The organism is Marinifilum sp. RC60d5, from assembly GCF_052400665.1.
GTDB lineage: Bacteria > Bacteroidota > Bacteroidia > Bacteroidales > Marinifilaceae > JBQTGK01.
This window is the reverse complement of record NZ_JBQTGK010000001.1, coordinates 143,281-167,197: the sequence shown is the minus strand read 5'-3', so window position 1 is coordinate 167,197 and position 23,917 is coordinate 143,281. Positions and strand designations below refer to the sequence as shown.

The following is a 23,917-nucleotide window of genomic DNA, read 5'->3' as shown; positions in this document are numbered from 1 at the left end:
CTTTTTGCTGAGTTGAAAAAGAATTCCGGATAAAAATGAATGCAAGCTTCCGGAAATCCCTTTTCTTTCATTAGTGTTAGAATCTGTTAAGATCCTTGTTTGTTGTTTGTGTATTTAGTAATTAATGTATTCCTGATTTGCTTGTACACGTTAACAACTTTTTGCATGTTTTCGTGGCATTTTTTGGTCAGGAATTCTTTTGCCTTTTTTGGGCTTTTATCGTAAAGTGCTTTTGCTTGCTTGTCGTTTTCTTCAATTTGCTGAAAGAAATCATTTTGAAGAGGTTCTCTTATTTTAAATAAATCTTCAACGGCATCTTGCCAACGTAAGTAGAGAAGATTATCTACAAAATCAATTGCCCAACGTGCCGATCGAGGATCATATTGATTGGGATCATAAATTTTGTAAGATTCATGTATTTCTTGTGTTCCACAGTAAATAGGAATGTATGGCGATGTGTACTGATTATCTTGAAAAACCCAGTAAATTCCACCAATTGGATCAGGTAACCACGATCTCAACTGACAAATCATTCCATAATTCCCCTTGGATACATTTCTTCGATTGGTAATATCCAATAATTCTCTCATTGCCTTGGTTGGGAATGGGGTGGTCATTGGGCTTTTTACCAGCTTACCTTCTTTGTTTGGAACATACCAATCAGGATCGGATGTTTTGTCGTAAATGGTACCTTCAAAAGTTGATCGCTGGAAAGCCATAATATCCTTGACAGATATCTTTTTCTCTGGCTTTACAGAGAACGGATACATAGAAATATCTTCAACGTATTGATGATAGGCATCTTGTCCTTTAAAAGGATCACTTAATTTTCTATTGGGCCATTCCTTAAGATTTGGAGAAAATTGTGAATAGAACAGCCAGAATCTGCCACTTGACCATTCGCGTAGCGTTGGACTGTATGCTTCTTGCCATATAAAAGGTTTGCCTGATTTAGGATTGTACCAACCCTTATCAATAGCAATTTGTTGATAATTTTTTGAAGCCATGAACCATTCTGGTTGACTCAAATCAATCTTTTTAATGATACTCCAGTTAGGAACAATAGCAATGTGATCGTCTGGGACACGTTGTGCAGCCCAAATGGCACCTGACTTACCTGAATTTGGTTCCCAATCTTTTCCAACCGCCACAATTTCCAAAACCCAAACTTCGTTAGGATCCGCAATACATAATGCTTCTGATTCTGGTCCACAAGACGGAAGGAAACCGTATTCTTCCATTAAAGAGGTGATTAATTTAATGGCTTCGCGAGCAGTCTTACAGCGTTGTAAGGCAAATATCTGAGCTTGTTCCACAGTCATGATTTGTTTGCCACTTTCACGGTCAACTTGCAATTCTTTTCTTTGGCTCAAGGTACTTTCAGCAATTGCCAATTGGAACTCATTAATATGTGAATAAGCAGAGTGGAAATAGGTGAAAGTTTGCTGAACCTGAGGAATGTATCCAAGAATTTCACCATATTCGTTTAATCCACCATTAATTTCTTGTAATCCATAGTGAACGGCAGTTTTTGATCCTGCAGGATACTTTTTACCATGTACAACTCGAATTCTGGTATCATTACCACCATAGGTGTGCGAGGTAATAACTGAACCATCAATAGTTGCTTTTTTACCAGCTACGATATCTGTGCAAGCGTAACTTCTAGGAAAAAGTATGCAAGTAAGTAAGCTTAGTAATAATAGTTTATTCATAATATCAGTAATTAGTTTTGAGTAATTAGTCGTTAGACAGTATTCTTTAATATTAATTATTCATTACGAATTGACATTTCCAGCCATTCTTCCAGAGTCTGAATAATTTCCTTTTTCATTTCAGGAGGGAAATGTCTGATTCTTGTGCTATGAGCTCCTTTTGGATTCACAAATTTTTTACATTTGGTATTGTTTTTCAAATCAACAGCAGTTGCTGACCAGGTATCCCATTCTCCATAAATGAAAAGCATTTTATCTGCATCTGATTGCAACCATTTGTTTACTTTTTGCATAGATTCAGGATTGAATTTCCTTATTGGATCATTCGGAAATACATGATCAAAAGTCAAATCTTTTTTGTAATTGATGTATTGCTTAAAAGGTTCAACTTTATAGCTGTACATTCCAATTTCAGTAAGTGCCTGATGATAAAAAGCAAGACTTGGTTTAAGACTATTTTCATCGAAGAAATCCATACCTGACACACGTTTTAAATGCTTAAATAGTTCTTCAGGATTCGCATTTGAAGAAGGAATATCTTCGCATTTAACGCCGCCCCATTGCCAAAATGCAAATGAGTATTCCAAAATACTTAAATCAAGAGCTTTTTCTAATCCCATCGAAAATGAATATCCTTTTTCTTTAACATGAGTTTTTGCCAATGGTAGAATTTCCTTTTTATTTTTGAAACAAGCCATTTGGAACTGGTAGATTTTATCTCTACACTCTTTACTACCAACAGTTGAAAGATGTTTATGAATTCTTTTGTCTTCACGAGCGAAATTGAGTGGTCCTACATAGGGAACACTAACATCAACATCATTTGGATAAAAGTATCGATGGTACATGGTTGTTTGTCCACCTTTACTTATTCCAGTCGTAATCCATTTGTTCTTATAAATTTTTTTCAGAGCTTGAATTACAACATGCTGATCGGCAGCAGCTTGTTTGATATTTAAGTATTGCCAATCTAAACTGTCGGGTATTGAATTTTTAAAGTATCTGTGTTCAATAGTTAACTGATTTGCATTTAATAGTTTACTTAATTCACCTGCTTTTTCTGTCCAAATATTATAACCTTGAATTTCAACTACCATTGGTTTCTCTACAGCATGATGACCTAATAAAACTCTTTGCTTAAATGTACCCGCTTCTGGATTCTCGTGATCCAGCGGCTGAGTAAAATACAATTCGTAATAACTGGTATAAGTTGTATCTCCCAAAATCTTCTTAACTGTTACATTGGGAATTTGTTTTAAACTCTCAACAAGTGTTAGAGGTTTGCTCTGAAAGCATGCCGATAAGCCAATACTAAGAAAAAATAGTAGTAATGTTGTTTTTATAATATGTTTGTTCATCTGATCTTTTTTGTGGATTAATTTCTTTGAGCTTCAACATCATCAATACGTTTAGGAATTGGTTTACCAAGAAGTTGAGATCCATTTGTAGTAATTAGAAAATCTTCTTCGTTTCGTAAGCCACCAAAATCTTTGTATTCTTCAACTTTATCGTAGTTAATAAAGTCAGTGAAGCGTTTCTCGGCCTTCCACATATCAATTAATTCGGGAATAAAATAGATTCCAGGTTCAATGGTCAAAACAAAGCCTGGTTCCAACTCTCTGCCTAAACGCAATGATTTTAATCCGAATTGTGTACTTTTAGCTTCTCCATTGTATCCAACATAAACTTCACCTAAGTTTTCCATATCATGTACATCCATTCCCATCATGTGTCCCAATCCACATTGGAAGAATAGAGCGTGAGCACCTTGTTGTACTGCATCATCTAAATTTCCTTTCATAAAACCCATTTGCTTCATTCCATCAGCAATTGTTCTTGCTGCTTTTAAATGCACATCTTTAAATTTGATACCAGGACGTAATTCTGCAATTGCTGCTTCGTGAGCATTTAGAGCAATCTGATAAATTTCTTTTTGTCTTTGAGTAAATTGTTTATCCACCGGGAAAGTACTGGACATGTCTCCGGCATAATGCATGGCATTTTCAGCACCACAATCAATTAACATCATATCACCACTTTTTAATGTATTTCCATGATAATGATTATGCAGTGTTTGACCGTTAATTGTTGCAATAGTTGGGAAAGAAAGCTGTCCTCCGGCTCCAATGGCAACTTCCTGAATAGCAGCAGCAATTTCCGATTCTTTCATTCCGGGTTTTGCCATTCTCATTGCTGTAAGGTGCATGTCAGCAGTAATGTTTACGGCTTTTTCTATCTGAATTATTTCTTCAGCAGATTTGTAATTTCTTTGGTTTACAACGGCATTAATAAATTCTACCGATGAATTTTTAGCAGCAATATTTGGGTGAACTTGTAGCAAATCAAATAGTTTTATTTGATGCTCAGGTCGATAAGGGGGTAAGTAATGAACTAGTCTGTTTTGTTTTACGGCTTTTTCTAAATAAGATTTCAAATTAGCTGCAGGGGCAGTTTCATTGATTCCAACAGAAGCACTCTTTTCACGAATGGTTGGTTGGGTTCCCATCCAAACAATGTGGTCAATTGTTAATTCATCGCCAAAAATAATTTCTCGATTTTCATCAATATCGATTATGGCATTTAAACCTGCATAATCCGATCCGAAGAAATATAAGAAGGTACTATCCTGACGATAATGATATGTGTTATCGGCATAATTCATTCCACATTCATCATTACCTAAAAATAGTAGAATACCTGATTTTATAGTTGATTTTAGTAATTCTCTGCGTTTTTGATAAGTCTCTCTTGTGAACATAAGAGTTTGATTTAAGGTGTTTGGTTAAATTCCAGGGGATATAAGTTTTCCTCTGAAATTGAAAAAATATTAAGAAATAAATACTTCTGATGTAAAAAAAGAAGGAGGGGGGATTAACAAATCCAGCATTCGTACAGACCTTTGTACGAATTGTTGTAGTGAGTTATGTAGTCGTTAAAAAGAAACATACATTTGAATTTGTTCAAGGTGAATTTAGAAAAAAAACGCAAATAATAATTTTAAATTTGTAAAAAACACATTCGATTAAATATTTATTAATCAGGTAAAAAGTTACTGTTTTTATTGAATTGATAATTCATGGGTTATTATAGTTAAATATCGATTCTAATGGTAATTATTAAAAAATGTTTTAGTTGTAAGCATACTGGTAAAGCTTAAAAATTAATATTTTCGACTTTGCCTAAACGGGAAGGCTTAAAAAACTATTATTTCATGTTTACTAGTCCAAATACAAGATTAATGTTCTGATGAATAAATTTTTTCTGTAATACAATCATTATTTATTTGAAAAACAAAAAGAATCGGATTCGTTGTGTGTTTGAATAATGATGGAATTAAAGTACTTTCAATATAAATGGTACTAGAAATGGTACAAGTATGGTTAGTACAATTCCACTAAATATTGCAATAATGGCCCATTCTTTTCCTGTGTATTTAGAGATAATAGGAAGTGTTGTGTCCATTGCAGTTGCTCCACCTGATGCAATGCCAGCCAATTTTCCAAAATATCTTACAAAAATAGGAACCGCAAGTAATGTTATTATTTCGCGTAATATGTTTGAAAGTAAAGCTATTACTCCTAATGTTTCACCACTAATTTGTGTGATGAAAATTGAAGACAGACTGTAGTAGCCAAATCCAGCGCCAACGGCCAATGCTTCCTTTAGTTGAATTTCAGGAGTGAAAATTGAAATTACACCTACTCCAACTAATGATCCAACAATTACACAAAGTGGTACGAGAATAATTTTAATGTTGGTTTCTTTAATTACTTTCCAAGATGATCGGTCGGCGCCTATACCAATTCCAACCAAAAACATGAGCAAGTAAAGTGCGTACATAGAAAAATCAGATTCCATTATTACTTCAGGTAGAAATTTGGTTAATCCTAATACTAATCCTAAAGCAAAAAATCCAAGTATAATTAAGCTGTTCTTCATGGTTCAGAGAAGTCTGTTAGTTTGGTTATTTACTTTTAAAAAATAATCTGTAGGTAATGTAAGCGAAAATCAAACTGCCTAATACTGCTCCTATGGTTAGTATTAGTGCCTGCAAACCAATTGTATGCAAATTGTTTATGATTTTCTCATTTAATCCTACACCTATTCCTAACAGGAACAGCAACAAATAAATGGACCAGGTGGTCATTTTATCAACCCCTTTAATGATTTTGGGAAACTTCCCAACAAAAAATCCTAATCCAATACCCAAGGTCATTAATACTAAAACTGTAATCATTATGAATTTATCTTTTTGTTTTGAGGAGTGAATTTACTTAAATTTTAGTGACTATTAATTTAGAAGAAGTGCCCTCCTTTTATGAGGGCACTTCAAGCTAATCATAAATACTTACCTAATCTAATTTATTTCATTGTTTGAGTTTACTTCTGATTCAGGAATTGGGAAGAAGTGTGAGGCATCAGCTACTCCAGTTCTTCCATGTGCTGTCATAGTTTCATTTAGTTTTCCCCAACGACGTAGGTCATGGAAACGTGAGCCTTCCATAGCAAATTCACAAATTCTTTCATGTTCAATTTGGGTTGTTACTGCAGCTTTATTGTTTCCTGTCATAGCTGGTAATCCACCATGTTTAGCTCTAACATTATTAATATGTGGTATTGCTGTTGATGTTTCATCTAATTCGTTTAATACTTCTGCATACATTAGCAATACGTCGGCATATCTCATTAATGGCATGTTGTTACCTTGATTGGATGCATCTAGTTCACTTTTTGTTGCAGGTAAATACTTTCTGAAACCGGTGTAGTCATAAGCAGTATTACTAGCATTCCACCAATCTCTGTATGTATATCCGTATACCCTTGGATTATCTGTATCGTTAAAATACTCATCATCAAAAAATAATGTAGCATACGAGCGGTGATCATATCGACCATCAGAAGCAATTTTGCCTTCTTTTTTAAACTCTTCTAATAAAAAGTGGCTACCAGCAATTTCGTCCCAACCAAATAAACCTTTAGGTTTAAGCCATCTGTGATGGGGGAACTTGAACCAAGCGCCATTATCCGTATTATTTGATAATTGTAATTCAAATATTGCTTCGCTTGAGTTTTGATTGGTACCATCAAAAATGCTTATGAAGTTATTTACCAGTGAGAAATTGTTTGAATTTACAACTTTAGCTAAAGCTGATTTTGCAGCTGTGTAATATTGCTTAGCATTTGCGTTATCTTCTCCAGCACGATGAAGGTTTGCTTTTCCAAGGTATGCAAAGGCAGCCCATTTTGTTGCTCTACCAACATTTTGTGCATCATAAGAGCTTGGCAGATTTTTAGAAGCTTCTTCAAAATCAGTTATAACAAAATCCCAGCATGCAGATCTTTCACTTAATGTTTTGTGAGTTTCAGGTATACTTTTAGGATATTTATCACGAAGAACAATTTTTTCCCATGCAAGAAGCAATTTTAAGTGATAATAGCCTCTTAAAAAGTGGGCCTCTGAAATCAATTCTTTCTTTTTTTCAGAATCAATTTGTTCGTCGGTCATTTTTATCAAATTTTCTAATACTTGGTTAGTAAAGTTGATACCTCTGTAATGAATATCCCAATAAGATGAAATTTGAGTATTGGCAGAATTCACATTATAATTATAAATAGTTAACCAATCTTCATAATTGTATGCATCTCCTCCAATTTGTACCAAATCAGAAGGGTACAGCTCTACTGGAAACTTTACCTCAGCAAAGCCCCAATAATCGGTTGCACATTCAAGGTGAGAATATGCAGATGCCATCCCTGCTTCTGCGTCACTGGCATTTCTCCAGAAGTTATCACTTGTTAGTTTGTCTGGTGACTTCGTCTCCATGAAGTCATCGTCACACGACGATAGCCCAATTAAGACACAGGCACTAAGTAGATATATTAATTTTTTCATGTTTTCGATTTTGTTTAGAATGATAATTGAATTCCTGCAAAGAATGACTTGTTAATAGGATAGAGGCTACGATCAATACCTTGATTTAAAACTCCGCTGCGCCCTACTTCAGGGTCAATACCCGAGTAATCAGTTTTTGTCCAAATGTTTTGTGCATTTACATATACTCTACATTTTGTAATTCCAATTTTACTAATCACCTCTTTTGGTAATGTATATCCCAATTCAATGTTCTTCAATCTTAAGAACGAGCCATCTTCTAAATATCTGGTGGATTCACGGGTGTTTCTATTAGGGTCACCAAGAATTGCTCTAGGCATACTTGTGTTTTGATTGTCTTCGGTCCATGCATTTAAAGTGGAAGCAAGGAAGTTTTGACCTGCGGACATGTTTTCCAAATAATAGCGATTACCATTGTACAAATCATTTCCATGAGAACCGTAGAACATCATCGAAAAGTCAAATCCTATGTATTTTACATCGAAGCTTAAAGAATAGGTGAAATCTGGAATTCCACTACCTGAATATACTTTATCTTTTGGATCGATTACACCATCACCATTCATATCTTTAAAGCGGATATCTCCTGGCTTTGCGGATTTTTGTAATAATGTGCCTTCTGAGTTAACATGGGCATTAACTTCATCCATTGATTGGAAAATTCCATCTGCTTGGTATAAATAAAAAGCACCAATCTCGGTACCAACTTTAGTTTGTGTTGGGAAGTGAGAGGTTCCAAATTTCAAACCTTCTCCAAATAGAGCCTGATCTGTATTAGCAAGACTTAGAACTTCATTTTTTATGGTGGTTAATGTACCATTAATATTAAAAGTGAAATTACCTTGGTTTTTATGATATCCTAACTCTAACTCAAGACCTTTGTTTTCAATTTCCCCAACGTTAACTATCGGATCATTTATACCTGCTGATCCTGCTAACTTATTAACTACTAGCATATCTTCTGTGGTTGTGTTGTAGTAGTTTGCAGTACCAGTAATTTTAGAATTAAACATGGCAAAATCCAAACCTAAGTTTTTCGAAATAGTAGTTTCCCATTTAAGGTCTGGATTTGCTACATCCCAGGCTGTACTACCCGTCCAAGGGTTAGCCCCGGTACCTCTAACATATCCAGTATTTTCGCCTGTACCTGAATAAATCAAAGTCTCATACTGGTACAATCCCAGTGTGATCTCATTACCTAATTTACCCCATGAAGCACGCAATTTTAAATTGTCGATAAAATCATATGATGACATAAAATCTTCTTCTGTAATTCTCCACCCTAAAGCAAATGAAGGGAAGGTTCCATATCTCTCATTTTTACCAAATTTAGAAGAACCGTCACGGCGAGCTGTTACTTGTACAAGATACTTACTATCAAATGAATAGTTGATACGACCTAAAATAGATGTACGTGTGTATTTATTATTGCTACCAGAAGCATTATAGGTACCACCTTCACCTCCATTTAAGGTCATAAAGTTTGGATCAAGGAAGCCAGCAGGAACATCGTTTGTAATTACATTATCATCTTCTGCAGAATACTCTGTTTTTTTACCAGTTACATTTGCTCCGATCCATTTGTTAGTTTCCTTCGATGCTGTATAACCAGCTACAGCACTTACAGAGTGCTTTTCAAAATCTTTATTGAAATTGATCAAGTGCTCCATTATCTGTGAACAGTAGTTGTTGCGTTCTTCACCATAGTAAATCCAATCTTCAGCATCTTTCGGGCTTCGTTGGAATTTTGGATGATAGCTCCACTCAATATCATTGCTATTAATCAAGCCTAAGTTTACCTGGTATGATAACCAATCAGTAATTTTAAGACGACCAGTTACATTTGCAGTAAAATATTGTAAATCTTTTTCTCCTTTATTGTTGATGTGGTTTGCATATGGATTTGCATTGGCAGGCATATCACCAGAAGTTAATTGTACGTTACCTTCTTCATCAAATGGAGAAATTAAAGGGGTAATGTTGTAAGTGTCCCTTAATGAGAATTTATGGCCTTCTGAGTTGGTTTCTGCATAAGAAATGTTTGCATCTATTTTCAAACGGCCTTTTTCCATTCCAAGTTTTGCACGAAGAGTTTTCTTAAGGTATTCTCCACCAATTAAAGTACCTTCTTCATCGTTCCAACTTCCTGAAATACCAAAGTAACCCAAATCGTTACCACCATTAATGCTAAGGTTATAGAATTGTTGCATCGCTGTTCTCGATACTTCCTTTTGCCAGTCAGTATTTGCTATAATAGGATCTGTAATATAGGCTTTTAAATCTTCTCCGGCATTCTCATACATCATTCTATGTACTTTTACATATCCTTCAGAATCCAATAAATCCAATTCATCAATTGCTTTAACAGATCCCACATGCATGTTGAAATCAACATTTACCTTACCAGCTTTTCCTTTTTTTGTAGTGATTAAAACCACACCATTTGCAGCACGAGAACCATAAATTGCAGCAGCCGCTCCATCCTTCAATACTTCAATAGAGGCAATATCATCAGGATTAAGCAGAGACATTGAACCAGGTAATCCATCAATAATGTACAATGGATTGTTGTTACCAATAGTACCAATTCCTCGGATTGTAATATTAGAACCTGCACCAGGAGCTCCACCATATTTGGTAATGGTTACCCCCGCTACTTTACCTTGTAATGCATTTACAGGGTTTGAAGATGGTGTTTTTGCCAAATCTTCGGCTTTTATAGATGCAACAGCACCTGTTAAATCAGATTTTTTCTGAACACCATAACCAACAACTACAACTTCGTTCAAACCTTGTACGTCCTCTTTAAGAATAATTTTGAAATCTGTCTGATTCCCTACTACAATTTCCTGATCGATGTAACCGATAAATGAGAATTTAAGTACAGAGTTTTCAGACACTGATAGTTGAAAATTACCATCTAAGTCGGTAACTGTACCAATGGAACTGCCTTTTATAATGATGTTAACACCGATTAAAGGTAAATCTTGATCATCGATAACTGTTCCAGAAATTGTTTTCTGATTTTCTTGCAGGTTTGTAAAATTGTTGGAACTTACAGCATTAAAAGGGAAGATCCCAATAACTGCGATTAGAATGCATAATTTCATGATCCATGAAACATAGCTCGACTGCACAGATCTACAATGTACAGTAGTTTTTGCATTTTTTTTCATATATTTAGATGCGTTAAAAATTAGTTTTGTTGTTCTTTAGTTTCAAGCATAGAACAACAAACGATTAGTATTTGAGAACGGAGAATGTTGGTAGCATTCTCTGTTTCCTATAATTTCGTTTTACTTTAAATAATACCTAGTAAAATACAATTGTTCTTATTTAAAAAGAACAATTATATTGATGCTATTTAAGTACTAATATGTATAATGAATTGGTTGCCTTTGAAGAATGGCAATAATTTTTAGGCTAGGTGGTAGCTACCTAAAAAAATGATAAGGGGTATCAACAAATCAGACATTCAAAAAGTCCTCGATGAGAATGTCTGTAAACAAGTTTTATAAATGACTGTGTTTGCATGGTTATGAATTCACGAAAATGATTAGTTAAAAATTCACCTCAATAATTCAATTATAGGTTTAAACGAAAACCTTTGCAACAAATATATATAAAAATAACTACCAGTACATACTAGTATGTTAAAAAATGTCAAAATAAATTTAAATTTTTAGTTTATTTTATTATTAAATGCTTAGTATTATTGCTGTTGTAATAATATGAAAAATTTATTTTTCATATTCCTGATATATCTATTTAGATAATTTATTTGAGAAATATCATGTTTGTAAAGAGAATCAAAAAAAAGACTGATTTTAATTTAGCCTAATTGTGAAATTTTGTTTCATGAATTTACAAAGCCATAATTCCTTTTATTCCTTGTGCTCTGGCATATATTTCAACAACATCATCAGCCGAGTTCATTACTTTTTTTACGGTAATTCCAATATAACGAATATCTTTCGATGTTTTGTATGTGAATTTTGTATCTGTGGGAAACAGATTTTTAACAGCATTTATTTTGTCTTCATTATTGGGAACAATAAATTTAAACATATATAGGGAAGGCCATTTTGTCGACTCAAATAATTGCTGTTTAATTCTGTTGTATTTTTCCTTATCCATTTTATCGATTTTTTTAGAGAGAACAAAAATCGCACTTTTTTCTGTATCCTCACAATAACTTTTTAGAAGAAACTGGAATAAATTGTTAATGCTTTGTTTTTGCTGTAATAGGGAGGTTTTATTTAATTATTTGTTAAGAGGGTATAAAATGTTATGTATTTACCTTTAAATATTATCTTTACATTTCTATAAATAGGTCATTTATTTTTATACCACATAAAAACTACACTAACTTAAATACTAGATGAATAGAAAAGTAATTATTGTATTATCGGTCATTGTAACTTTGGTCGTTGCATTTTTTGTAATGGAAATATTAGCAGGATTAAAAAAGGATCCGAAGAAGAATCTCGACAGGAAAAAAATTCCTGTGGTAAGAGTTGAGCCGGTTGCCTACCATTCTATTTCTGCTCCAATTGTGGAAAAAGGCCGATTGGCTTCCAATCTTGAAGTGAACTTAAGTTCTGAAGTAGCGGGGCGAATTGTTGAAGCCGGAGTTCCTTTGAAGGTTGGACAAAAATTTAAAAAAGGACAGTTGTTGATTCGTATTTACGAGGAAGATGCAAAAATGGATCTGCGTGCTCAGAAAAGTCGGTTTTTAAATAAACTTGCCGAAAATTTACCAGATATAAAAGTTGATTATGCTGACAATTTCGACGAATGGATGAGCTTTTTTAATTCAATTAATCTGGATCTGCCAATTTCTGAATTGCCAACAGTAAAATCCGATCAGGAAAAAGTATTCATGGCCAGCAGAAATATCTTAGCCGATTATTATGCAATTAAAAGTGCCGAAGTAAAGCTGGAGAAAAGAAAAATATATGCTCCCTTTGATGGTTCTTATGTAGCAGTAAATACGCAAATTGGCTCGGTTGCTGGAATGGGATCTAAGCTTGCCGGAATTATTCAATCAAATAATTTAGAGCTTCAGGTTCCTCTTGAATCTAGTGATGTTAGATGGCTAAATCTTAACGAAAAAGTTGATATTCTTAATGCTAATGGCGATGTGCTTTGTACAGGAAAGTTAGTGCGAAAATCAGATTTTGTGGATCAGGGCACACAGTCGATTTCTGTGTTTGTAAAAATTGAAAAAACAAACAATCAGGAATTATATCAGGGACAATTTTTAACTGCTCGTTTTAATGGAAAAATGATTGCGAATGCAATGGAGATTCCTAGAAATGCAGTATTTAGTTCGAATAAAGTATTTGTTGTTGAAGGTGATGTAATGAAAGAGAAGGAGATTTCGGTTATTAAGCGAAATGAAAATACTTTGGTGTTTAATGGTCTAAAAGAGGGTGAAATTCTTGTGGTTGAACCTCCTGTTAAAGCAACTGAAAACATGAAAGTAAAAATTCAGAAATAGAGCATAATGAGAAATATTATATCACAATTTGTAAAATATCCGTTTTACGGAAAAATGATTATTGCCTTAATGGTAATAGCTGGTTCTACTTCTTTAGTTTTTATGAAAAAGTCATTTTTTCCTGAGAATGAATCAAAAACAATTTCCGTTTCCATGGTGTATCCGGGAGCTTCACCCAAAGAGGTAGAAGAGGGAATTACTTCCAGAATGGAAGATGCTGTTCGGGGAATTGTTGGCATAAAGGAAATGAACTCTGTTTCATCGGAGGGATACGCTCGTCTTACCATAACCACTACTGGGGATTATGATCTCGACGAAACGCTTGCCGATGTTAAGAACGCTGTTGATGGGATTCCATCCTTTCCTTCTGGAGCCGAAAAAGCTGTGATTGCTAAGCGAAGAGCAACAACACCAGCCATACGAATGGCAGTGACCGGCGATGCCGACTTGCTAACCTTAAAGAGATATGCTGACGATATTTATGACGATTTGATGCGTTCTAAGGTGATGTCGCAAATTACGCTTTCGGGTTTTCCCCAATTGGAATTGTCGGTAGAAGTAAAAGAAGATAATTTGCGCCGTTATCAGCTTACGTTTAGTGAGATTTCGGCAGCAATAGCCAATAATAATATTGATATTTCGGGTGGTGCCATAAAGAATGAAGTCGAAGAAATATTAATTCGAACACGCAATCGTTCGGTTAATCCTGATCAAATTGGAGAGATTATTTTAAAAGCTAATCCCGATGGTAGTTACATACGAATCAGGGATGTGGCAAATATTCATTTCCAGTTTCAGGATGTACCCAATTCATCGTACATGAATAAAAATCCGGCGATTTCGATTAGCGTTAACAAGTTGAATGATGAAGATTTAGATGAAATTTCAGATTTCTGTAATAAATATGCGAAGAAGTTCAATGCAAAAAATGATGATGCAAGTTTAGAGATTACTTTCGATTTTGTTGATTTATTGCAATCCAGACTTTCCTTGCTTTATAGAAATGGAGGATACGGATTACTTCTGGTTGTTGTTTGTTTGGCTCTTTTTCTAAGTTTTCGTTTGTCTTTATGGGTAGCCTGGGGAATTCCAGCTTCCTTTTTGGGAATGTTTATCCTTGCAAATTTAATGGGAGTTACCATTAATATGATTTCTCTTTTTGGAATGATTCTCATCATAGGTATTTTGGTGGATGATGGAATTGTGATTGGAGAAAATATTTACTCCCATTTCGAAAAAGGAAAGAGTCCAAGACGTGCTGCAGTTGATGGTACCGTTGAAGTGGTACCTGCCGTGTTAACATCGGTTACTACCACAATGGTTGCGTTTTCGCCACTTCTATTGGTTACAGGGAATATGGAGTTTATGTACGAAATGGCTTTTGTAGTTGTTGCCTGTTTGGGTTTATCATTATTCGAAAGTCTTTTTGTTTTGCCCGGACACGTAGGAAACGAAGTTGTTTTAAACCGTAACCGAAAGGATAATTTCTTTAACCGGTTTAGAAAGAAAATCGAAAAAGGAATTATTTACGTACGGGATCATGTTTATACAGGCATCTTAAATCGTGTGGTTCGCTGGAGATGGTTTGTTGTTTTTATTCCACTTGCTCTTTTGTTTATAACAGTTGGATTGTTTCGTGGAGGTCTAATACAAAGTACATTTTTCCCAAATGTGTCGTTCGATACTTTTGCAATAAATATAGCCTTTAAACCTGGTAGTAATAAGGATATTACCATTGGTAAATTAAAAGAATTCGAAAAAGCAGTATGGGAGGTAAACGATGATTTAATGGAGGAGTTTCAGGATACTGCAACTTTTATTAAATACACAAACTTATCTTCCGGAAATGCCTTCTCCGGACAAGAATCTGGTCCACATGCAGGTAATCTATCGGTAACTTTGCGTGATATGGAAGGAGCGCCCGTTTCCAGTTTCGACATAACCAGCAGGGTAAAAGATAAAATTGGAGAAGTAACCGGAGTTGAGAAATTTACCATAGGTGCCAATAATCGTTGGGGAGCTCCTGTTTCCATATCACTGCTAGGAAAAGATTTAAACCAATTAAATCAGGCTAATGATTTCTTTCAGGGAGAGCTGCGAAAAATGGCATCTCTGTATAATATAAATGATAATAATCCATTAGGAAGTAGAGAGGTTCGTTTAAAATTAAAGCCTAAAGCCTACTATTTAGGAATGAACTTACGCTCTATTACATCGCAAATTCGTCAGGGATTTTTTGGAGGACAAGCACAGCGTTTGCAGGAAGGAAAAGATGAAATTAAAGTATGGGTTCGTTATCCAAAAACCGATAGGGTTTTTATTGGTCAAATGGAAGATATGAGAATTCGAACTCCAAAAGGAGAGTTTCCTTTATCCGAGTTAATCGAATATGAAATACTAAGAGGCCCGGTAAGTATTCAGCGTTATAACGGAGCACGAGAAATACGTGTCGATGCCGAATTAATTGATCCTAGCGAGCCAGTTCCGCCAATTTTAGAATACATCGATGTAAATATTTTACCCGAATTGGAAGCCCGCTTTCCAGATATTCGTCCCGAATATCAAGGTCAGCAAAAGCGATCGGCCGAAGATATCGAGGAGCTGAAGATTTATTTTTCAATTGCTTTTATGTTGATTGTTTTTATTGTGATGATTCACTTTAGGAGTTTTACACAGGGAATAATTGTATTGTTAATGATTCCTTTGGGTTGGTTAGGATCGGCTTGGGGGCACGGTTTAGAAGGGTTTCCTGTTTCCATGTTAAGTGTATGGGGAATGGTTGCTCTCTCGGGGGTAATTATAAACGATGCGGTTGTTTTTCTCTCCAAGTATAATTCATTATTAGATGAAGGTTTGGAACCTGTAGATGCAGTAAAAGAGGCTGGTAAAGCAAGGTTTAGAGCCATTGTTTTAACAACAATTACAACTACCGTAGGATTATATCCTTTAATTTTGGAAACTTCGTTTCAGGCCCAATTTTTAAAACCTATGGCCATTGCATTGGCTTATGGGGTTTTGGTGGGAACCATGTTTATTTTAATGTTTTTCCCTGTTGTAATTATGATTCTGAATGATGTAAAAAGAATTACTCAGAGTTTTTGGGAAGGAGAAAAAATTACAGCTCGTGATGTTGAGCCAAAAATTAGAGAATCGAAAGTTAATATGGATTAAAAATCAATTTCCCCGAACTTATGTTTCGGGGATAAAACAATAATTAAATGATAAAAAAAATATCATTCCTTTTATTCTTATCAATCTATGCCTTTTGTGCAGTTAATGCCCAGGAAGAGTTAAGTTTATCTAAAGCTATTCAGGTAGGATTAGAGAATAATTATGAATTAAAAATATTCCGAAAAAACGAGGAAATAAGCAAGTTGAATAATTCATGGGGAGCCGTTGGGCGTTACCCAAAAGTTCAGTTTAATCTTGTGGGACAAGAAATTAAAAATTATAATGAAACAAATGATTATAATAGTCTTAGCTTAACACCATCACTGGATGTGAGTTGGACCTTGTTTGATGGTTTTGCTGTGAATATACGAAAAGATAAGTTTGACGATTTAGAACAACTTTCTAAAGGAAACACGATTGTTGCTATAGAAAATAAAATAGAACTGATTATTCTGGCTTATCACAAAATTTTACTTGAGAAGGAAAGAGTAGAAGTGAGTCGAAAAATTATGGATTTGTCGGCTGATAGATATGAAACAAAAAAAATTGGGAAAGAGATTGGTAGTTCGGTTACTTATGATCTACTACAAGCTAAAAATGCCTGGTTGGAAGATCGTTCTTCCTTCTTGTTACAAGAAGTGAATTTTAACAATTCTGTTCGCGACTTAAATTTTCTATTAGGAGTTCAGGAGAGTAAAACTTATCAGTTTACCGATGAATTTAAACCTGTTGTAGATGAATTTAAATTAGCTGATTTGTTAGATAAAATGCTGGCAGGTAACAGTAATTTGAAAAATCGCTACATTCAGGAAATGATACTAAAGCGAGATATTGATTTGGCAAGAAGTAATTTTTATCCAAACCTATCATTAGGTACCGGTTTTCAGGGAAGCCGTACTAAACTTAAATATGATGGATCATCATCGAGTACTTCCGATGCGCATTATTTTTATGCCAATGTAAGTCTTAGTTTTATGATATTTAATGGCAATACAAACCGTCGTGCCCTTCAAATTTCAAAAATTGAAGAAGAAATAGGGAAAATTCAAACCCAGGATATAAAGCATTCTTTAACAAATCTTTTGGCTCAGCAGTTCGAGTTGTATAATGTTCGCTTAGAATTGTACAAGTTGGCTCAGGAGAATTTGGAGGCTGCCGAATTAAATCTTTCGATCTCAAAAGATAAATACGAGTCGGGAAGCATTAACTCCTTCAATTACCGCGATATTCAAATTATTTATCAGAATGCTGCACTTGGAAGATTGAATGCAATATTTAATTTGGTTCAATCGAGAACTGCCTTGGTTCGAATGACAGGTGGAATATTAAAAGAATAAAAAAATACAGAACTTAAAAAAATGGCTGTTCGAATAAATCGAATGGCCATTTTTAATTTTAGGTCGATTTTTTAATTTCTCATTTATAGATATATGAGCATAATGTGTGAGTTTTTTTTGTATTCTTGTTTCTATTAATTTCCTTATTGAAAATACTAAGCTGATGAAAATAGTTGTAGCTCCCGATAAATTTAAAGGTTCCTTAAGCGGATTGGAATTTTGCAATGCCGTAGAAAAAGGCTTACTAAAATACATTCCAGATGCAGAAATAGTGAAACTACCACTTGCCGATGGAGGGGATGGAACCGTTGAGGTTTTAAAATACTACTTAGAGGGTGAGTTAATTTTTCGAAATGTAAATGATCCGTTAGGAAGATCTGTGAAAGCTTCTTATTTGTACTCCGAAGGGAAGAAGACCGCTTACATCGAGATGGCTGAAGCTTCAGGAATTAGCTTGCTGAAAGGTGATGAAGCCAACCCGATGCTAACGAGTACCTACGGAACAGGAGAGCTAATTAAAGATGCTTTAGACAAAGGTGTACAGCACATTATACTTGGAATTGGAGGTAGCGCCACCAACGATGCCGGTTTGGGCATGGCAAGAGCTTTAGGATTCGTATTTTTTGATCAGAATAAAGAACAATTAAAAGGTCTTGGCGAAGATTTAATTGCTTTAGATTCTATTGATAATTCAACTATCCACCCAAGATTAAAAGAGGTAAAATTCGAAGTAGCCTGCGACGTAGATAATCCTTTGTATGGCGAAAATGGTGCCGCCTATATTTATTCTCCGCAAAAAGGGGCGAGCCCCCAAATGGTGCTGGCCTTAGATGCTGGATTACAAAATTTTAATGAGGTGGTAAAGAAGCAATTTAATGCAGATTTTCAATTGGTAAGAGGAGCTGGAGCAGCTGGCGGACTGGGAGCTGGATGCATTCTGTTTTTAAAGGCCAGGCTAAATTCTGGTATCGATTTAATTAAGCAGGAAGCCAGGTTTGATGAACAAATTATGGGATCAGATTGGATTATAACGGGGGAAGGAAAACTGGATTCTCAAACTTTCTCGGGCAAGGTTATTCGTGGAGTATTAGACTCTATCACATCGCAAAAATTAGCTTTGTTTTGTGGAGTGGTTGACTTAAAAAAAGAGGATCTTGAAAAAGTAAAAATCGATTATATTTCTCAAATGGTAGATTATGCTAAAAATTTGAACGATTCCATTAAAAAGGCCGGAGTTTATCTTCAGGAAGCAAGTCAGGAGTTTGCCAAAACATTGTAAGTTAACGATTATAAATATCGCTTGAAACGGAATTTTCAGTTTTGGGAATTCCGATTTTATTTCGAGGTAAACCATCTTTTTGTATTTTTTATTTGAAAATCTCTGCAAGATGGAATGCATTTTTTGGATGCCGATTTTGTTTCAATAAATTAATAATTTCACTTCTTCAACATCTTACTATTGGTTTAAAGTATGTATTTTTATGCTTTATTTGTGAGCAGATTAGATTCAAAAACGAACAGATACAACGCGAAATGATGCATAACTATGAGAAAGATCCATTGTTGAAAAACAATTACAGTGAAGATGAATTGCGATTTTTAAATTTGCTAGCCGAAAAATTCCCTACTGTTCAAGCGGCTTGTACCGAAATAATAAATCTTGAATCTATACTAAATCTGCCGAAAGGTACTGAACATTTTCTAACAGATATCCATGGTGAATACGAGACTTTTAGTCATGTATTAAGAAATGCTTCGGGAATGGTGCGCAAGAAAATTGATGTTGTGTTTCAAGGTGTTCTTAGTGAGAAAGAGAGAAGGCAACTAGCAACATTAATATACTATCCGGAAGAGAAGTTAAAACTCATTACAAACGAACAGAGTGATTTAAATGAGTGGTTCTCGATAACACTTCGTCGTTTGATAGAGGTGGCTCGTGTATCTGCCGACAAGTACACGCAATCGAAAGTGAGAAAAGCCATGCCAGCCGATTTTGCCTACGTAATCGATGAATTACTGAATGAGCCTACTGCCAAGAAAGAAAAGTATTTCGATTGCATTATTCAATCTATTATTGATGTGAATCGTGCCAACCAGTTTATTGTGGCAATCAGTAAATTTATACAGCGATTGCTGATCGATCGATTACACATTATTGGTGATATATACGATCGTGGACCATTTGCCGATAAAGTTATGGATGTGATTCATGATCATTATTCGGTAGACATTCAATGGGGAAATCATGATATTGTATGGATGGCTGCTGCTACGGGAATTCGCGCTAGTATTGCCGCGGTAATTCGTTTAAGTGCCCGATACAATAATCTGGATACCCTGGAAGATGCTTATGGAATTAATTTGATGCCATTGGCGACTTTCGCAATGAAAGCTTATGAGAACGATCCATGTGAAGCTTTTATTCCTAAAAATACACCAAAGGAAAACACTGGCTCTACGCAGATTAAACTGACGAGTAAGATGCACAAGGCCATAATGGTGATTGAAATGAAACTGGCTGGTGAAATAATAAGGCGTAGTCCCGAAATGGAAATGGACGATCGATTACTTCTCGATCAAATCGATTACGAAAAAGGTAGCATTACTATTGATGGCCGGGAATTGCCATTAAATGATAAATCATTTCCTACCATAGATCCTCAAAATCCGTATCAATTAACAAAAGAGGAGGAAGAACTGGCAGAGAAGCTTCGTTATTCTTTTTTGTATTGCGAAAAGTTGCAGCGACACATCAAAACCTTATTTTCGAAAGGCGGAACTTATCTCTCTTATAATTCGAATCTTTTGTTTCATGGATGTATTCCTCTCGATGAACATGCAGAATTTAAAGAATTGACTTTGCAAGGTGAAACCTATAAGGGAAAATCTCTTTGTGATCAGTTCGATTTAATTTGTCGCCGAGCGTACTTTAATCGCGAACATCCCGAAAGAACCAGTAAAGACCGGGCTTACATGTGGTATTTATGGAGTGGTGCATATTCACCATTATTCGGAAAAAAGAAAATGGCCACTTTCGAACGTTATTTTCTAGACGATAAAGATGCGCAGCGAGAGGAGAGTAATATGTACTATAAATTAAGAGACGATAAGGATGCTTGTGCTCGTATTCTAAAAGAATTTGGTCTCGATCCTGAAGTTTCACACATTATTAATGGACATGTACCGGTAAAAGTAGCAAAAGGCGAAAGTCCGGTAAAAGCAGAAGGAAAACTTTTCGTGATTGATGGTGGTATGTCGAAACCCTACCAAAAAGTAACTGGTATTGCAGGTTATACTTTAATTTATGATTCTTATAGTTTAATTCTTGCAGAACACACCTCATTTGAATCGAAGCAGAGAGCCATACTCGACGAGATCGATATTGTATCAACGCGAAGTATGATTGAACATGCAACTACGCGAATTCGTGTTGGAGATACCATAATTGGTGAAAATCTGCGCCAGCAAATTCAGGATTTAAACCGTTTACTCGAAGCTTACCGCAAAGGGCTTGTAAAAATTAAGAGAGTCTAGGTATCATTTTATACTTGTGGATTATAAATTCCAAACGATTGATTGTGCAAAGACTAAAATAGAATCGTTTGGGAATTTTATGATGTGCCATAAAGAAATAGAAGTGAGCGATACTATTTCGTTAGATTGCATTAATTTATCTGCTCAAATAAATAACTTAAAAAATCGATAAAGAAGGCTTTAGGAACAAAGAAAGCATCTGAAAGGCACAAGTTAATAAAGAAAAAAATCCTTAATTATTAGACTTTCAATAGCATAAACTCCTCGGATATATTCACAATGTTTTGATTCTTTTTTTTTTCTAGTTCTTAGGAGTGATTTTTAATTCAAATAACTTCATCATTATATGTTAATCTGTAGACTGGTGCACTATAAATTTGCATCAAAAATTTGAATTACTCTTAGATTGATACTAATGGGTAATTATACCCATTAGTAGGTAGTTTATAATTAATTGCCTCCATATCGAATTTAATTATCCGAAGAGAAAAAATTAATATAAATTCTATCCTTCATAGACAAAAAATGAAGTTAAAAACAAGGGATATTATCCTTTTTGAACCCGTTTTTTATATGTTTTACAATATCTTATGTGTTTTTTTTAAATTTTTTCTTGAATATGAACAGATACTCGTAATGGATTGATAAATAGTGTTTTATATACTAAAAAAGGGAAGCTAAATGTGGATTCAAACGTTTACGCTTGCAAACTGCTGTTTTTAAACAGTTTCGTATCTACAATGAAAGTATATATATTCGCCATTAAATAATGAAATAATTCTTTAAACGGTTTTAAAGATTAAATAGGCAGATTTATATGAATTGAGGTGAAAAGTTTAGTTCCGCAATTGAAATGTAAATTGTAAAAATAGAATAGCAATTGAAGTAAAATAGAAATTCCTTGAGGTTTTCTAAGCATATTACTCGAAAAAAAATATAAAATGAAGGTATCTGAAAAATTAGATCTCTTAAAGAAAAAAAGAGAAGAAGTTAAAAAGATGGGCGGAGATGCTCGTGTTGCTAAGCAACATGAAAAAGGTAAGCTTTCTGCACGCGAGAGAATAGACTTGCTTTTTGATGAAGGAAGTTTTAGAGAATTGGATATGTTTGTGGAACATCGTTGTGTAAATTTTGGTTTTGAAGCAACCGAAATCGCTGCTGATGGTGTAATTATTGGCCATGGTTTAGTTAATGGTCGTCCTGTATTTGCTTACTCTCAGGATTTTACTTCTCGCGGAGGATCTTTAGGTGAAATGCACGCTGCAAAAATCTGTAAAATAATGGATTTGGCAGTAAGCGCTGGTGCTCCTATTGTTGGACTTAACGACTCGGGTGGAGCTCGTGTTGAAGAAGGTGTTGATGCTTTAAAAGGTTATGGTGATGTTTTCATGCGTAACTCAAGAGCTTCAGGAGTAATTCCACAGATTTCTGCTATTTTAGGTCCTTGTGCCGGTGGAGCAGTTTATTCTCCAGCAATGACTGACTTTGTTTACATGGTTAAAAAGCAAAGTCACATGTTTATTACATCTCCTTATGTAATTAAAACAGTAACCGGTGAAGAAACTACTTTTGAAGAGCTTGGTGGTGCTATGGCCCACAATACTAAAAGTGGTAACGCACATTTTGCCTGCGATTCAGATGAAGAAACTATTGAGTCAATTCGCGATATTTTAGGTTACTTACCAAATAATAACTTAGAGGAAACTCCTCAGTTGCCAATGGGTGACGATCCTGAGCGTGTTTGCGAAGAACTGGATACAATGATTCCAGATGATCCAAAAACACCTTACGATATGAAGGCTGTTATCGAATCAGTTCTTGATCAGGGTGAGTTTTACGAGGTACACGAGTACTATGCCGAGAATGCAATTGTTGGTTTTGGTCGATTAGACAACCAATCGGTAGGTATTATCGCAAACCAACCATTAATTCAGGCTGGTTGTTTAGATATTGATGCTTCTGATAAAATTTCTCGCTTTGTTCGTACTTGCGATGCTTTTAATATTCCATTGATCACATTTGTAGATGTTCCAGGATATCTTCCAGGAGTTCAGCAAGAGCTAGGTGGTATTATCCGTCACGGAGCAAAATTACTTTGGAGTTATGCTGAGGCTACTGTACCTAAATTTACTGTGGTAACACGTAAAGATTATGGTGGAGCTTATTTAGCAATGTGTGCTAAGCCATTAGGAGCTGATATGGTATTTGCATGGCCAACTGCCGAAATTGCAGTAATGGGTGCTAAGGGTGCTGTTGAAGTAATTTCTACTTATAAAAAAGAAATTGCTGCTGCTGATGATAGACAAACTAAAACTGCTGAGAAAATTAAGGAGTACGAAGAAGCATTTAACGTTCCTTATTTGGCAGCTCAACGTGGACATATCGATGATGTAATTCTTCCTAGCGAAACTCGTGCAAGATTAATTGATGCGATGAAAGCTATGCATACAAAAGCAGAAGTTTTACCAGCTAAGAAGCACGGAAATATTCCATTGTAAAAAAAAAGACTTTTAATAAATTAATTATTAATACCAATAATTATGACACGAGAAGAAAAGATTAAAAAAGCAGTTCTTGTAGCAGTTGCTCACCACATAGAATTAGAGAAAGCTGAAGTAGTAAAAGTTGAAAGTTCGACTAATGGTTCTTGGTCACGTACGGGCATAAAAATGAATATGGCCAAACGTAAGATTGTACAGCTTCGTGGTCGTAGTTTGCGAAGTGCATAATTCTATTTTCCTGTTTATTGGGAAACGTATTAATT

At 35.0% G+C, this 23,917-nt stretch carries 15 protein-coding genes; 7 read left to right on the top strand and 8 right to left on the bottom strand.

From position 1 onward, the window contains the following. Nucleotides 1–86 precede the first annotated feature (86 nt). The 8 genes from ACT3CE_RS00685 to ACT3CE_RS00650 all read right to left on the bottom strand — a co-directional run bounded on the left by ACT3CE_RS00685 (nt 87) and on the right by ACT3CE_RS00650 (nt 11,745). Nucleotides 87–1,715, bottom strand: a complete 1,629-nt coding sequence (locus ACT3CE_RS00685) for a dipeptidase (RefSeq protein WP_444707841.1) — start codon at nt 1,713–1,715, stop codon at nt 87–89. A gap of 56 nt (nt 1,716–1,771) precedes the next feature. Continuing rightward, nucleotides 1,772–3,073 carry a S28 family serine protease gene (locus ACT3CE_RS00680; protein WP_444707840.1) on the bottom strand — a complete coding sequence of 434 codons (1,302 nt, stop codon included), beginning with the start codon at nt 3,071–3,073 and terminating at the stop codon, nt 1,772–1,774. A gap of 17 nt (nt 3,074–3,090) precedes the next feature. Then, nucleotides 3,091–4,473 carry an aminopeptidase P family protein gene (locus ACT3CE_RS00675; RefSeq protein ID WP_444707839.1) on the bottom strand — a complete coding sequence of 461 codons (1,383 nt, stop codon included), beginning with the start codon at nt 4,471–4,473 and terminating at the stop codon, nt 3,091–3,093. A gap of 575 nt (nt 4,474–5,048) precedes the next feature. Next, complete coding sequence (locus tag ACT3CE_RS00670) at nt 5,049–5,654, bottom strand: lysine exporter LysO family protein (RefSeq protein WP_444707838.1); 606 nt, start codon at nt 5,652–5,654, stop codon at nt 5,049–5,051. 25 nt (nt 5,655–5,679) lie between these two features. Continuing rightward, nucleotides 5,680–5,952, bottom strand: a complete 273-nt coding sequence (locus tag ACT3CE_RS00665; protein WP_444707837.1) for a LysO family transporter — start codon at nt 5,950–5,952, stop codon at nt 5,680–5,682. 120 nt (nt 5,953–6,072) lie between these two features. Continuing rightward, the gene (locus ACT3CE_RS00660) at nt 6,073–7,608 is read right to left on the bottom strand and encodes a RagB/SusD family nutrient uptake outer membrane protein (protein ID WP_444707836.1); all 1,536 of its coding nucleotides are present in this window, start codon (nt 7,606–7,608) and stop codon (nt 6,073–6,075) included. Nucleotides 7,609–7,622: 14 nt separating this feature from the next. Next, the gene (locus tag ACT3CE_RS00655) at nt 7,623–10,784 is read right to left on the bottom strand and encodes a SusC/RagA family TonB-linked outer membrane protein (protein WP_444707835.1); all 3,162 of its coding nucleotides are present in this window, start codon (nt 10,782–10,784) and stop codon (nt 7,623–7,625) included. 688 nt (nt 10,785–11,472) lie between these two features. Then, the gene (locus ACT3CE_RS00650; protein WP_444707834.1) at nt 11,473–11,745 is read right to left on the bottom strand and encodes a hypothetical protein; all 273 of its coding nucleotides are present in this window, start codon (nt 11,743–11,745) and stop codon (nt 11,473–11,475) included. 244 nt (nt 11,746–11,989) lie between these two features. Here ACT3CE_RS00650 and ACT3CE_RS00645 point away from each other — a divergent pair, with 244 nt between their 5' ends. The 7 genes from ACT3CE_RS00645 to ACT3CE_RS00615 all read left to right on the top strand — a co-directional run bounded on the left by ACT3CE_RS00645 (nt 11,990) and on the right by ACT3CE_RS00615 (nt 23,882). Next, nucleotides 11,990–13,111: an efflux RND transporter periplasmic adaptor subunit gene (locus ACT3CE_RS00645; protein WP_444707833.1), complete on the top strand. Its 1,122-nt coding sequence runs from the start codon at nt 11,990–11,992 to the stop codon at nt 13,109–13,111. Between the two features lie 6 nt (nt 13,112–13,117). Continuing rightward, nucleotides 13,118–16,282 carry an efflux RND transporter permease subunit gene (locus tag ACT3CE_RS00640; RefSeq protein WP_444707832.1) on the top strand — a complete coding sequence of 1,055 codons (3,165 nt, stop codon included), beginning with the start codon at nt 13,118–13,120 and terminating at the stop codon, nt 16,280–16,282. Between the two features lie 47 nt (nt 16,283–16,329). Continuing rightward, nucleotides 16,330–17,619 (top strand): TolC family protein, encoded by a 1,290-nt coding sequence (locus ACT3CE_RS00635; RefSeq protein WP_444707831.1) that lies wholly within the window; start codon nt 16,330–16,332, stop codon nt 17,617–17,619. Between the two features lie 163 nt (nt 17,620–17,782). Further along, nucleotides 17,783–18,898, top strand: coding sequence for a glycerate kinase (locus ACT3CE_RS00630; protein WP_444707830.1), 1,116 nt, complete (start codon nt 17,783–17,785; stop codon nt 18,896–18,898). A 254-nt stretch (nt 18,899–19,152) separates the two neighbouring features. Continuing rightward, nucleotides 19,153–21,153 carry a fructose-1,6-bisphosphatase gene (locus ACT3CE_RS00625; RefSeq protein WP_444707829.1) on the top strand — a complete coding sequence of 667 codons (2,001 nt, stop codon included), beginning with the start codon at nt 19,153–19,155 and terminating at the stop codon, nt 21,151–21,153. A 941-nt stretch (nt 21,154–22,094) separates the two neighbouring features. Beyond that, entirely contained in the window at nt 22,095–23,651 is a 1,557-nt protein-coding gene (locus ACT3CE_RS00620; RefSeq protein ID WP_444707828.1) for an acyl-CoA carboxylase subunit beta, read from the top strand. A gap of 42 nt (nt 23,652–23,693) precedes the next feature. Then, complete coding sequence (locus tag ACT3CE_RS00615; RefSeq protein WP_444707827.1) at nt 23,694–23,882, top strand: hypothetical protein; 189 nt, start codon at nt 23,694–23,696, stop codon at nt 23,880–23,882. Nucleotides 23,883–23,917: the final 35 nt, after the last annotated feature.